Below are 12,963 nucleotides of genomic sequence, written 5' to 3' on the forward strand. Positions count from 1 at the left end.
ATGCAAGAACTGAACCCTGAAGCAAAAAAAACACTGCAAGGTGCCGTGAATGTGGCACAACCTGCAGGAAAACAAGCTGATTTTGTGCTCAGTGAAAAAGAGCGCACAGAAATTGAAGCGGAAAAGCATCATTACGAAGATCCGCGCGCAGCCTCGATTGAAGCTCTGAAAATAGTACAGAAACACAGGGGCTGGGTGGAAGACGGCGCCATTTACGCAATCAGTGACGTTCTCGGTATTCCTGCGAGTGATATTGAAGGTGTGGCGACATTCTACAGCCAGATTTTCCGCCAGCCGGTCGGGCGCCATGTGATCCGTTACTGTGACAGCGTGGTGTGCCACATCACCGGTTATCAGGGGATCAAGGCCGCACTGGAGCGCAAATTAAATATTCAGCCGGGACAGACAACCACGGACGGCCGCTTCACGCTGCTGCCGACCTGTTGCCTGGGGAACTGTGACAAGGGGCCGACCATGATGGTTGATGAAGATACCCACAGTCACGTCACCCCGGAGGCTATTGAAACGTTACTGGAGCAGTATCCATGACAGTGAAAACGGTTTGCCGTACGGCGGAAACGCATCCGCTTACCTGGCGGCTGCGTGACGACCACCAGCCTGTATGGTTGGATGAATACCGCAGCAAAAATGGTTACGCAGGCGCAGAGCGCGCACTGAAAGGCATGGCACCGGATGAGATAGTCAATCTTGTCAAAGACGCGGGTCTGAAGGGTCGCGGCGGTGCGGGCTTCTCCACAGGTCTGAAGTGGAGCCTGATGCCGAAAGACGAAAGCATGAATATCCGCTATCTGCTGTGTAATGCCGACGAAATGGAGCCGGGAACGTATAAAGACCGGTTACTGATGGAAGAACTGCCGCACCTGCTGGTGGAAGGCATGCTGATCAGCGCCTTTGCCCTGAAAGCATACCGTGGTTATATTTTCCTGCGCGGTGAATACATTAAAGCGGCGAAACATCTGCGCCATGCAATCGAAGAAGCGAAAGCCGCCGGGCTGCTGGGGAAAAATATCCTCGGCACCGGGTTTGATTTCGAATTATTTGTCCACACCGGTGCCGGGCGTTATATCTGCGGGGAAGAAACCGCACTGATTAACTCCCTCGAAGGCCGCCGTGCCAATCCGCGCTCCAAACCACCTTTCCCGGCAAGTTCCGGTGCCTGGGGTAAACCGACCTGTGTAAACAACGTCGAAACCCTGTGCAACGTCCCGGCTATCCTTGCCCACGGCAAAGAGTGGTACACCGGGCTGAGCGAAGGCAAAAGTGCGGATGCAGGCACCAAACTGATGGGCTTTTCCGGTCGTGTGAAAAATCCGGGTTTATGGGAACTGCCATTCGGCACAACCGCCCGTGAGATCCTGGAAGACTACGCCGGAGGCATGCGTGACGGATTAACCCTGAAAGCCTGGCAGCCGGGCGGGGCAGGAACGGATTTTCTGACACAGGATCATCTTGATTTACCGATGGATTTTGAACATATCGGCAAAGCCGGCAGCCGTCTCGGGACAGCGCTTGCGATGGCGGTAGATAATGAAATCAACATGGTGTCACTGACCCGTAACCTCGAAGAATTTTTTGCCCGTGAATCCTGCGGCTGGTGTACACCGTGCCGTGACGGACTGCCATGGAGTGTGAAAATTCTGCGCGCAATAGAAAAAGGGGAAGGGCAGCCGGGAGACATTGAGACATTAGAGCAATTATGTCGTTTCCTCGGTCCCGGTAAAACCTTCTGCGCACACGCGCCGGGCGCGGTAGAGCCGTTACAGAGTGCAATCAAATATTTCCGTGATGAATTTGAAGCAGGGATTGTACAGCCGGTTTACGGCAACGTGCAGACCATCGCCGGGATCCAGCCGAACCTGCTGAAACAGCGTTGGTGATCCCTTACGGATTTTCGTTTAACGCCTGCAATGCAGGCCTTTTGGAAGCATGCTGACTATGGCTACAATATATGTAGACGGCAAAGAATATGAAGTCGACGGGGCAGATAACCTGTTACACGCCTGTCTCTCCCTCGGGCTTGATATTCCCTACTTTTGCTGGCATCCGGCGCTGGGAAGCGTCGGTGCTTGCCGCCAGTGCGCGGTAAAGCAGTATCAGAATGCCGATGACACACGTGGTCGTCTGGTAATGTCGTGTATGACACCGGCTCAGGATGGTACTTTCATTTCTATTGATGATGAAGAAGCCAGACAGTTCCGGCAAAGCGTGGTGGAGTGGCTGATGGTCAACCATCCGCATGATTGTCCTGTCTGTGAAGAGGGCGGTAACTGCCATCTTCAGGATATGACCGTTATGACCGGGCACTCCATGCGCAAATACCGTTTCACAAAACGCACCCATCAGAATCAGGATCTGGGGCCGTTTGTTGCACATGAAATGAACCGCTGTATTGCCTGTTACCGTTGTGTCCGTTACTACAAAGATTATGCGGACGGCACTGATCTCGGGGTGTATGGCGCGCACGATAACGTCTATTTTGGTCGTCCGGAAAGCGGGACACTGGAAAGCGAATTTTCCGGTAATCTGGTCGAAGTATGTCCGACCGGCGTTTTCACAGATAAAACCCACTCTGAGCGCTACAACCGTAAATGGGATATGCAGTTTGCGCCGAGCGTCTGCCAGCAGTGCAGTGTCGGCTGTAATATCAGTCCGGGTGAGCGCTACGGTGAATTACGCCGCATCGAAAACCGCTATAACGGTACCATTAACCAGTATTTCCTCTGCGACAAAGGTCGTTTCGGCTACGGTTATGTCAACCGCAAAGACAGACCGCGTCAGCCGCAGCAGCGCCGTGGTGATTCCTGGATTGCTATTAACGCAGAGCAGGCCGCTCATGGTGCTGCGGATATTCTGCGTCAGGCAAACCGGACTATCGGTATCGGCTCGCCGCGTGCAAGTGTGGAAAGTAACTTTGCGCTGCGTGAACTGGTCGGCACAGAAAATTTCTTCAGCGGACTGTCAGGTGCTGAGCAGCGTCGTCTTGAGATGATGCTGGAAATTCTGCAACAGGGCGGCGTGTATACCCCGTCACTGCGTGAGATAGAAGGCTATGACGCTGTGTTTATTCTGGGTGAAGATTTAACCCAGACGGCAGCGCGTGTGGCACTTTCTGTCCGTCAGGCAGTAAAAGGCAAAGCACGGGAAATGGCCGCCGCACAGAAAGTCGCGGACTGGCAGATTGCTGCTATCCAGAATATCGGGCAGCGCGCGAAACACCCGTTGTTTGTCACTAACGTTGATACAACCCGTCTGGATGATGTTGCCGCGCTGCATTACAACGCGCCGGTTGACGATCAGGCGCGGCTCGGTTTTGCTGTCGCTCACGCGATTGATAACACCGCACCGGTAGTCAATGATTTATCGCCTGAGCTGAAAGCACAGGCAGAGATGATTGCGCTGGCACTGAGTACGGCTAAAAAACCACTGATTATCAGCGGCAGCAATGCCGGCAGTGATGCGGTGATTCAGGCGGCCGCTAACGTGGCATGGGCGCTGAAAGACAAAGGTGTGCAGGTCGGTCTGACATTTGTCGGCGCAGAGGCAAACAGCTTCGGCGTGGCAATGCTTGAGGCTCAGCCGCTGGACAGCGCATTGGCTCTGTTAGCGGATGGCAGCGCAGATACCGCTATTGTGATGGAGAACGATCTCTATCGCCACGGCGACAAAGCGGTGATTGACCACGCGCTGGATAAAGTCACAAATCTGATTGTGCTGGATCATCAGCACACAGCGATTATGGCGAAAGCCTCTCTGGTACTCTCCGCATCAAGCTTTGCAGAAAGTGACGGTACGCTTATCAACCATGAAGGCCGCGCACAGCGTTTTTATCAGGTGTATGAGCCGTCATTCTACGACAAACACATCATCATGCATGAGAGCTGGCGCTGGCTGGCAGACCTGCAAAGTGAAATGAATGAGCAGGGCTGTGACTGGTCGCAGCTTGATCATGTGATTGACGCCTGTATTGAGAAACTGCCGCAACTGGCAGGTATCAAAGATGCCGCACCGGATGCCACTTTCCGTATCCGTGGTCAGAAACTGGCGCGTGAACCGCACCGTTACAGCGGACGCACCTCTATGCTGGCAGATATCAGTGTGCATGAGCAGCGTCAGCCGCAGGACATTGACTCTCCGTTTGCGTTCTCGATGGAAGGGAACAACAGCCCGGTTGCACCGCGTCAGCAAATTCCGTTTGCCTGGGCGCCGGGATGGAACTCACCGCAGGCATGGAATAAATTCCAGGCGGAAGTTGGTGGACATCTGCGCTTCGGCGACCCCGGTGTGCGGTTGTTCAGTGAAAAAGATGGCGGTATGGACTACTTCGATACTGTTCCGGCGGCATTTGTGCCACAGCAGGATGTATGGACAGTAGCGCCGTATTATCACCTGTTCGGTAGTGAAGAGTTATCCCAGCGCGCGCCGGTCATTCAGGAACGGATGACGGATGCCTATGTGATGCTGAGTGCGCAGGATGCACAACAGCTGAATGTGGCAGAAGGGCAGTCACTGACTATCAGACTGACAGACAGCAACAGCACACTTGCGCTGCCGGTTCGCATCAGCACGCAACTTGGTGCCGGACAGATTGGCCTGCCGTTAGGCATGCCGGGAATTTCGCCGGCGCTGGCGGGTGCGGTGGTTAATGTACAGGAGGTGGCACAATGAGCAGCTGGTTTACACCTGAATTAATTGATGTGCTGCTGAGCATCCTGAAAGCTGTGGTGATCCTGCTGGTGGTTGTTACCTGCGGGGCCTTTATGAGCTTCGGGGAGCGCCGCCTGCTGGGACTGTTCCAGAACCGCTACGGACCAAACCGTGTGGGCTGGGGCGGATCACTGCAATTAGTGGCGGACATGATCAAAATGTTCTTTAAAGAGGACTGGACGCCGAAATTTGCTGACCGCTTCATCTTCACCTTAGCTCCGATGGTTGCATTTACCGCGCTGTTGCTGGCGTTTGCGATTGTCCCGGTCAGTCCGTCATGGGTGGTGGCTGATCTCAATATCGGGATCCTGTTCTTTCTGATGCTGGCAGGACTGGCGGTTTATGCGGTGCTGTTTGCCGGATGGGCGAGTAACAACAAATACTCACTGCTCGGGGCAATGCGTGCATCTGCGCAGACAGTCAGTTATGAAGTGTTTCTCGGATTGTCTGTGCTGGGTGTGGTGGCGCAGGCGGGGTCATTTAATCTGCTGGATATTGTGAATTCCCAGGCCTCTTTGTGGAACGTGGTTCCGCAGATCCTCGGCTTTATCACCTTTGCGATAGCGGGTGTGGCGGTGTGTCACCGTCATCCGTTTGACCAGCCGGAAGCGGAGCAGGAACTGGCGGACGGGTATCACCTTGAATATTCCGGGATGAAATTCGGTCTGTTCTTTGTCGGGGAATATATCGGGATCGTAACCGTTTCCGCCCTGATTGTGACCCTGTTTTTCGGGGGCTGGCACGGACCTTTCCTGCCGCCGTTCATCTGGTTTGCACTGAAAACCGCCTTTTTTATGATGATGTTTATCCTGATCCGCGCTTCGCTGCCGCGTCCGCGTTATGACCAGGTAATGTCATTCGGCTGGAAAGTGTGTCTGCCGCTGACGCTGATTAACCTGCTGGTGACAGCAGCCGTTATCTTGATTGCTCAATAGGGGAGCCGGACCATGACATTGAAAGAGTTAGTGGTTGGTTTCGCCACCCAGGTACGCAGTATTTGGATGATAGGCCTCCACGCCTTCCACAAACGCGAAACTCAGATGTACCCGGAAGAGCCGGTTTATCTGCCGCCCCGTTACCGCGGACGAATTGTGCTTACGCGCGATCCGGACGGAGAAGAGCGCTGTGTTGCCTGTAACTTATGCGCGGCGGTCTGCCCGGTGGGCTGTATCTCACTGCAAAAAGCCGAGCATGAAGACGGCCGCTGGTATCCGGAATTTTTCCGTATTAACTTCTCCCGCTGCATTTTCTGCGGTCTGTGTGAAGAGGCGTGCCCGACGACCGCCATTCAGCTGACGCCGGATTTTGAAATGGGTGAATTTAAACGTCAGGATCTGGTGTATGAGAAAGATGATTTACTGATCTCAGGTCCCGGTAAATATCCGGAATATAACTTCTATCACAAAACCGGTATGGCGGTTGCAGGCAAAGCCAAAGGCGAAGCCGACAATGAAGCCAAACCGATTGATGTGAAAAGTCTGTTGCCATAAGAGGAGCGGAAAAATGGAAATAACCTTTTATGTCGCCGGGCTGATTGCCATTCTGGCAACACTGTGTGTTATCACGCAAACCAATCCGGTGCATGCTTTACTGTATCTGATAACCTCACTGCTGGCGCTGTCTGCCGTGTTCTTTTCCCTCGGCGCGTACTTTGCCGGTGCGCTGGAAATCATTGTCTACGCGGGTGCCATTATGGTGCTGTTCGTGTTCGTGGTGATGATGCTCAATCTGGGGCGCGCGGTGGTTGACCAGGAACGCAAATGGCTGTCACCGTCTGTCTGGATGGGGCCGGGTCTGCTCTCTGCGGTCCTGCTGGGTGTGATGATTTATGGTATCCGCACACTGAAAGACAATGGTATTGCCGGCGACGTTGTTACGGCGAAACAGGTCGGTATCAGTCTGTTCGGTCCGTATGTTCTGGTGGTTGAACTGGCGTCCTTCCTGCTGCTGGCGGGGCTGGTGGTCGCGTATCATATCGGGCGCGATGAAAAAGCGGGCGGTGATTTGGTCAGTCAGCGCAACACGGAGGAAAAAGTATGATCCCTCTTCATCATGGATTAATTCTCGCGGCGGTGCTCTTTATCCTCGGGTTTACCTGTTTGGTTATCCGCCGCAATCTGTTGTTTATGCTGATTGGTCTGGAAATAATGATTAACGCGGCTGCGCTGGCATTTGTTGTCGGCGGAAGCTACTGGAATCAGCCGGACGGGCAGGTGATGTATATCCTTGCCATCAGCCTGGCGGCGGCGGAAGCGAGTATCGGGCTGGCATTGTTGCTGCAATTGCATCGTCAGCGTCAGGATCTTGATATTGATAAAGTCAGTGAGATGCGCGGATGAACTTACTCTTTTTAACCATTTTGCTGCCGCTGATTGGCTTTTTGTTATTAGCCTTTTCACGCGGACGCTGGTCAGAAAATGTGTCTGCCATAATCGGTACCGGCTCTGTCGGGCTGGCAGCACTTACGGCTCTGTGGGCGGGGATGGATTTCCTTGCCAACGGCGGCGGTTTGTATGAACAAACACTCTGGACGTGGATGAGCGCGGGTGATTTCGTCATTCCTGTTACCCTGGTTCTGGACGGATTATCACTCACTATGCTGGGTGTGGTCACCGGCGTCGGTTTTCTTATCCACATGTATGCTTCCTGGTATATGCGGGGTGAAGAGGGCTATTCGCGCTTCTTTGCGTACACTAACCTGTTTATCGCCAGTATGGTGATACTGGTACTGGCAGATAACATGCTGCTGATGTACCTGGGCTGGGAAGGGGTGGGGCTGTGCAGCTATCTGCTGATCGGCTTCTATTACACCAATCCGGCAAATGGCGCTGCGGCAATGAAAGCCTTTATCGTCACGCGTATCGGTGATGTGTTCCTGGCAATCGGCATGTTTATCCTGTGGGACAAACTCGGTACCCTGAGCTTCCGTGAACTGGCGGTGCTGGCTCCTCAGCACTTTGAAGCCGGCTCTCAGATTATCTTCTGGGCGACACTTATGATCCTCGGTGGTGCGGTCGGTAAATCGGCACAATTGCCGTTACAAACCTGGCTTGCTGATGCGATGGCAGGTCCGACGCCGGTTTCAGCACTGATCCACGCCGCGACCATGGTAACCGCAGGTGTGTATCTGATTGCCCGCAGCCATGAACTGTTCCTGTTATCACCGGAAGTACTGCATTTAGTCGGCGTTGTCGGTGCTGTTACGTTAGTGATGGCGGGCTTTGCCGCACTGGTTCAGACAGATATCAAGCGTGTCCTTGCTTATTCGACCATGAGTCAGATTGGTTATATGTTTCTGGCGCTGGGCGTACAGGCGTGGGATGCCGCTATTTTCCATCTGATGACCCATGCATTCTTTAAAGCCCTGTTATTCCTGGCGTCCGGCTCGGTTATCCTCGCCTGCCACCATGAACAGAACATCTTTAAGATGGGCGGACTGCGGAAAAAAATTCCGTTTGTGTATATCTGCTTCCTGGTTGGTGGTGCCGCGCTTGCTGCTCTGCCAATTATTACCGCCGGTTTCTACAGTAAAGATGAAATTCTGTGGGGTGCGGTAGCACAGGGTCAGAATCCGTTGTTTATCGCCGGATTGGTCGGTGCCTTTATGACATCGCTGTACACCTTCCGTATGATTTTCATCGTGTTCCACGGTAAAGAGCATACACAGGCGCACACAGTGAAAGGCTTTACCCATACCTTCCCGTTACTGGTACTGGTTATCTTATCCACGGCGGCGGGGGCATTTATTCCGCAGCCGTTGCACGGGGTCTTCCCGGCAGAAACCATTATCAATACAGCGGCGGACAAAACCACGACAGAAATCACCTCAGGTATTGTGGCTGTTGCCGGTATTTTACTGGCTGCTGCTCTCTGGCTGGGTCGCCGCACGCTGGTGACGGCAATCGCGAACTCGGCACCGGGGCGTTTCTTCTCCGCCTGGTGGTTCCGCGCATGGGGCTTTGACGCCCTGTATGACGTGATTTTTGTTAAGCCGTTTAAAGCGGTGGGCTGGTTGCTGCAAAGTGATCCGCTCAACAGTCTGATGAATCTTCCGGCTGTGTTCGCGCGCTGGAGTAACAAAGGACTGAGCCTGAGTGAAAACGGGCAGGTTCGCTGGTATATCGCCTCTATGGGGCTGGGTGCAGTGCTGGTACTCGCTCTGCTGCTTTTGGTTTAAATAAGGGACACACTGCGCCATGCTATTACCCTGGCTGATTTTAATTCCCTTCATCGGAGGTCTGCTGTGCTGGCAGACCGAGCGCTTCGGCACTAAGTTGCCGCGTTGGATAGCGCTGCTGACGATGGGGATCACGTTACTTCTTGCTCTGTATCTGTGGATACAGGGGAATTACAGCTTAATTAACCCGAAAGGTATCCCTGACTGGCAGTCAGAGTATTTCCTGTCATGGATACCCCGCTTCGGCATCAATATCCACCTGGCACTGGATGGTTTATCACTGCTGATGGTGGTGCTGACCGCACTTCTTGGTTTGCTGGCTATCCTCTGTTCGTGGGGTGAAAATCAGCCGTATCAGGGCTTCTTCCATCTGAACCTGCTGTGGATTTTAGGCGGGGTGATGGGGGTGTTCCTGGCAATGGATCTTTTCCTGTTCTTCTTCTTCTGGGAAATGATGCTGGTGCCGATGTACTTCCTGATAGCACTCTGGGGACACAGCGGCTCTGACGGTAAAACCCGTATTGGTGCGGCAACGAAATTTTTCATCTACACCCAGTCCAGTGGTCTGGTGATGCTGATTTCTATTATGGCGCTGGCGATTGTGCACTTTAACGCGACGGGTCAGTGGAGCTTCGGTTATGAAGATCTGCTGAATACGCCGATGAGCTATGGTGTGCAGTATCTGCTGATGCTGGGCTTCTTTATCGCCTTTGCGGTCAAAATGCCGGTAGTGCCGTTACACGGCTGGCTGCCGGATGCACACAGCCAGGCACCGACTGCCGGCTCTGTTGACCTCGCCGGTATTCTGCTGAAAACAGCAGCCTATGGTCTGCTGCGTTTTGCACTGCCGCTGTTCCCGCAGGCGTCTGCGGATTTCACCCCCATTGCAATGTGGCTGGGTGTTATCGGGATCTTCTACGGCGCATGGATGGCGTTTAAACAAACGGATATCAAACGCCTTATCGCGTACACCAGTGTGTCGCACATGGGCTTTGTCCTGATCGCGATTTACTCGGCAAGCATGCTGGCGTATCAGGGAGCGGTGGTGCAGATGATTGCTCATGGTCTTTCTGCTGCGGGTCTGTTTATCCTGTGTGGTCAGCTTTATGAGCGTCTGGGCACCCGTGATATGCGCCAGATGGGCGGGCTGTGGAAACGGATTAAATATCTGCCTGCGCTCTCCCTGTTCTTTGCGGTGGCAACACTCGGGATGCCGGGCACCGGTAACTTCGTTGGTGAATTTATGATCCTGTTCGGCAGCTTTGGCAGCTACACACTGATCACGGTAATTTCATCGGCGGGACTGGTTTTTGCTTCCGTATACGCGCTGTGGATGATGCAGCAGGTGTATTACGGCGAAGCTAAATCGGATAAACCTATTGCAGGCATGAATCTGCGTGAAATCTCTATCGTGATGTTATTAGTGGTATTGCTGGTTATTCTGGGTGTTTACCCGCAACCGGTTCTGGATACCTCTTCGGCCGCGATGGCGAATATTCAGCAGTGGTATTCTGCTTCTATTTCAACTACAGGGTTGTAATTCGCCATGACAATAACTCCTCAACAACTGATCGCACTCTTACCACTGCTGATCGTCGGGTTGACAGTGGTGGTTGTGATGCTGTCCATTGCGTGGCGACGCGATCACTTTATCAATGCCACTCTGACTGTCGTTGGTCTGAACCTTGCGCTGGTGTCTTTGTATTTCACGGCACAGCAGCCGGCAATGGATGTTACGCCGCTGGTACATATTGACGGCTACAGCATGTTTTACACCGGGCTTATCCTGATTTCGTCACTGGCAACCTCGACGTTTGCGTATTCGTGGCTGAAAACGTATCCGGATAACAAAGAAGAGTTCTACCTGCTGGTTTTGATTGCCACACTCGGCGGTATTTTGCTCGCGGGTGCGGATCATCTGGCGTCTTTCTTTATCGGGATTGAACTGCTGACACTGCCGCTGTTCGGGCTTATCGGCTACGCGCGGCAACAGAAGCGTTCGCTGGAAGCAGCAATCAAGTACATGCTGATGTCTGCGGCGGCATCGTCTTTCCTGCTGTTCGGGATGGCGCTGCTGTACGCGGAGTCCGGTGATCTCTCTTTTGCCGGACTGGGACGCAGCCTGGCAGACAGTCAGCTTCATCAGCCGCTGATCCTTGTGGGTCTGGGAATGATGATTGTCGGTATCGGCTTTAAACTATCGCTGTTCCCATTCCAGTTATGGACGCCGGATGTTTACCAGGGCGCACCTGCCCCGGTATCTACGTTTCTGGCAACCGCCGGTAAAATCGGGATTTTTGCCGCGGTTCTGCGCCTGCTGGCGCTGGCACCGATGGCAGATTCAGACACGCTGCGTATTGTGCTGACCGTGATTGCGATTGCGTCAATTCTGTTTGGTAACCTGATGGCTATCACCCAAAACAGTATCAAACGGATGCTGGGCTATTCGTCTGTCGCGCATATGGGTTATCTGCTGGTGGCGTTTATCGCGATTAATGACCCGAAACTGGCAGAAGAAACCGCAGGGATTTACCTGGCCGGTTATCTGTTTGCCAGCCTGGGTGCATTTGGTGTGGTCAGTCTGATGTCCAGTCCGTACAGCGGGCCGGATGCTGATTCACTTCACGCATACCGTGGTCTGTTCTGGCGCAAGCCGATACTGGCCGCCGTGATGACAGTTATGATGCTTTCCCTGGCAGGGATCCCGATGACCTTCGGGTTTATCGGTAAATTCTATGTTGTGGCAACGGCTGTGAATGCGCAACTGTGGTGGCTGACCGCTGCTGTTGTTCTCGGCAGTGCAATAGGTCTGTATTATTATCTGCGCATGATGGTGAGCCTCTATATCCGTGGTTCACAAACACCGGCACGTATTGCACCATCTGACTGGGCAATGAGTGCGGGCGGTATTGTGGTTCTGCTCTCCGCCATTGTGGTGGTGGCTTTCGGTCTCTGGCCGCAGCCATTTATTACCCTGGTCGGTCATGCGGTATTAGCGTACTAATCCCGGAAACCTGATCAAACAGTAAAAAAGCCCGGCGCTGTCTGTACAGCGGCGGGCTTTGTTTTATGCAATACCGGTGAACGCGGAAAAATAGCGGCGGTGGGCAAGGATAATAGTATCCAGTCCGGGCAGCGGGACTGATTTACTGACATACGGTTCATAGTGCTGAACGCTCTGCAACCAGAACAGCAGCACGGCATTGACCCCGGTATCGAATTCACTCAGTTGCGGAAGCAGTACTAACGCATTACTGATTTCATGGGCCTGGTCTTTTATCTGTTGTAACTCATTTTTCAGTTTTCGGATAACTCCGTGGAGATCATAAATGCGTTGGCTGAGAATAGTGCGGGTTTCAACTAACTGAATATAACTCAGTCCTTCGGATAAGGTATTTATAATAGAGGAAATAACGCGGTACAACTCATTGAGAATAAGGCGTTCAGAAGAGGACAACTGTACATTTTTCAGTTGATCGGTCGTCGGTAATGTTGTCGAACCAAAGAGAGACTGAATTCCCCGCTGATGGATAATTTCCTCAGACTGAATAATGATGGCCAGTTTTTCCTCCCAATAGGATTTATCGTTGACAAATTTATCAATATTCGGCAATGCATTTTCAATTGTCCGGTTAAGGTATGATTGGTAATGAAGTAAATTCCCTTGTAATAACGGGATAGCAGATACGTCATATTCTGCATTAAATTGTTTATTAATACTGTTTACCGAGTGATTGACAGCATTAATTTGCCCGATTAAAAATTCATAGATTTGTTTTTCATGCGGGGCAGCATGAGGATTTGATCCCGCATCAGATGAAATGCTCTGAAATAAATTTTCCAGGTCAAAACTGTATAACTGAGAATAAATCGTGGTGGATTCAGCGGATACCGCATTCAGGATACGGGTCTGCCAGCGCTTTATTTTATGAATTTGTGAATGTAAATTAACGGTCGGCAGCGATAAGGTTTCTATTCCGAAATTAATATTATTAATAACGTGTTTAATTTGCACCAACGTGATTTTTTCAGGAATAAGGTCAGAATTCATCATCATATTC

General features: G+C 52.4%; 11 protein-coding genes. 10 read left to right on the plus strand and 1 reads right to left on the minus strand.

The window, feature by feature from the left end:
* Genes nuoE through nuoN form a run of 10 tightly spaced genes read left to right on the plus strand, consistent with a single transcriptional unit; the run spans position 1 to position 11,906 of the window.
* Positions 1–549 carry an NADH-quinone oxidoreductase subunit NuoE gene (nuoE, locus tag ACMHKJ_RS16210; RefSeq protein ID WP_413495513.1) on the plus strand — a complete coding sequence of 183 codons (549 nt, stop codon included), beginning with the start codon at positions 1–3 and terminating at the stop codon, positions 547–549.
* Complete coding sequence (gene nuoF / locus ACMHKJ_RS16215; RefSeq protein WP_413495515.1) at positions 546–1,898, plus strand: NADH-quinone oxidoreductase subunit NuoF; 1,353 nt, start codon at positions 546–548, stop codon at positions 1,896–1,898. The genes nuoE and nuoF overlap by 4 nt, the downstream gene beginning before the upstream one ends.
* 58 nt (positions 1,899–1,956) lie before the next feature.
* The gene (gene nuoG, locus ACMHKJ_RS16220; protein WP_413495517.1) at positions 1,957–4,686 is read left to right on the plus strand and encodes an NADH-quinone oxidoreductase subunit NuoG; all 2,730 of its coding nucleotides are present in this window, start codon (positions 1,957–1,959) and stop codon (positions 4,684–4,686) included.
* Positions 4,683–5,660 carry an NADH-quinone oxidoreductase subunit NuoH gene (nuoH, locus tag ACMHKJ_RS16225; protein ID WP_067363456.1) on the plus strand — a complete coding sequence of 326 codons (978 nt, stop codon included), beginning with the start codon at positions 4,683–4,685 and terminating at the stop codon, positions 5,658–5,660. The genes nuoG and nuoH overlap by 4 nt, the downstream gene beginning before the upstream one ends.
* Positions 5,661–5,672: 12 nt before the next feature.
* Positions 5,673–6,215 (plus strand): NADH-quinone oxidoreductase subunit NuoI, encoded by a 543-nt coding sequence (nuoI, locus tag ACMHKJ_RS16230; protein ID WP_067363451.1) that lies wholly within the window; start codon positions 5,673–5,675, stop codon positions 6,213–6,215.
* 13 nt (positions 6,216–6,228) lie between these two features.
* Positions 6,229–6,765, plus strand: a complete 537-nt coding sequence (gene nuoJ / locus ACMHKJ_RS16235) for an NADH-quinone oxidoreductase subunit J (protein WP_413495519.1) — start codon at positions 6,229–6,231, stop codon at positions 6,763–6,765.
* Positions 6,762–7,064 carry an NADH-quinone oxidoreductase subunit NuoK gene (gene nuoK / locus ACMHKJ_RS16240; protein ID WP_067363445.1) on the plus strand — a complete coding sequence of 101 codons (303 nt, stop codon included), beginning with the start codon at positions 6,762–6,764 and terminating at the stop codon, positions 7,062–7,064. Before nuoJ ends, nuoK begins: the two co-directional genes overlap by 4 nt.
* Entirely contained in the window at positions 7,061–8,902 is a 1,842-nt protein-coding gene (nuoL, locus tag ACMHKJ_RS16245; protein WP_413495521.1) for an NADH-quinone oxidoreductase subunit L, read from the plus strand. The genes nuoK and nuoL overlap by 4 nt, the downstream gene beginning before the upstream one ends.
* A 19-nt stretch (positions 8,903–8,921) precedes the next feature.
* A complete protein-coding gene (nuoM, locus tag ACMHKJ_RS16250) occupies positions 8,922–10,442 on the plus strand; it encodes an NADH-quinone oxidoreductase subunit M (RefSeq protein ID WP_413495523.1) in 1,521 nt (506 codons plus the stop codon).
* A gap of 6 nt (positions 10,443–10,448) precedes the next feature.
* A complete protein-coding gene (nuoN, locus tag ACMHKJ_RS16255; RefSeq protein WP_413495525.1) occupies positions 10,449–11,906 on the plus strand; it encodes an NADH-quinone oxidoreductase subunit NuoN in 1,458 nt (485 codons plus the stop codon).
* Positions 11,907–11,969: 63 nt separating this feature from the next.
* Here the strand turns inward: nuoN and ACMHKJ_RS16260 are convergent, their stop codons facing one another.
* On the minus strand, positions 11,970–12,959 hold the full coding sequence (locus ACMHKJ_RS16260; protein WP_413495527.1) for an alpha-xenorhabdolysin family binary toxin subunit B: 990 nt from the start codon (positions 12,957–12,959) through the stop codon (positions 11,970–11,972).
* Positions 12,960–12,963: the final 4 nt, after the last annotated feature.

Source organism: Morganella psychrotolerans, from assembly GCF_965118875.1.
Classification (GTDB): Bacteria; Pseudomonadota; Gammaproteobacteria; order Enterobacterales; family Enterobacteriaceae; genus Morganella; species Morganella psychrotolerans_C.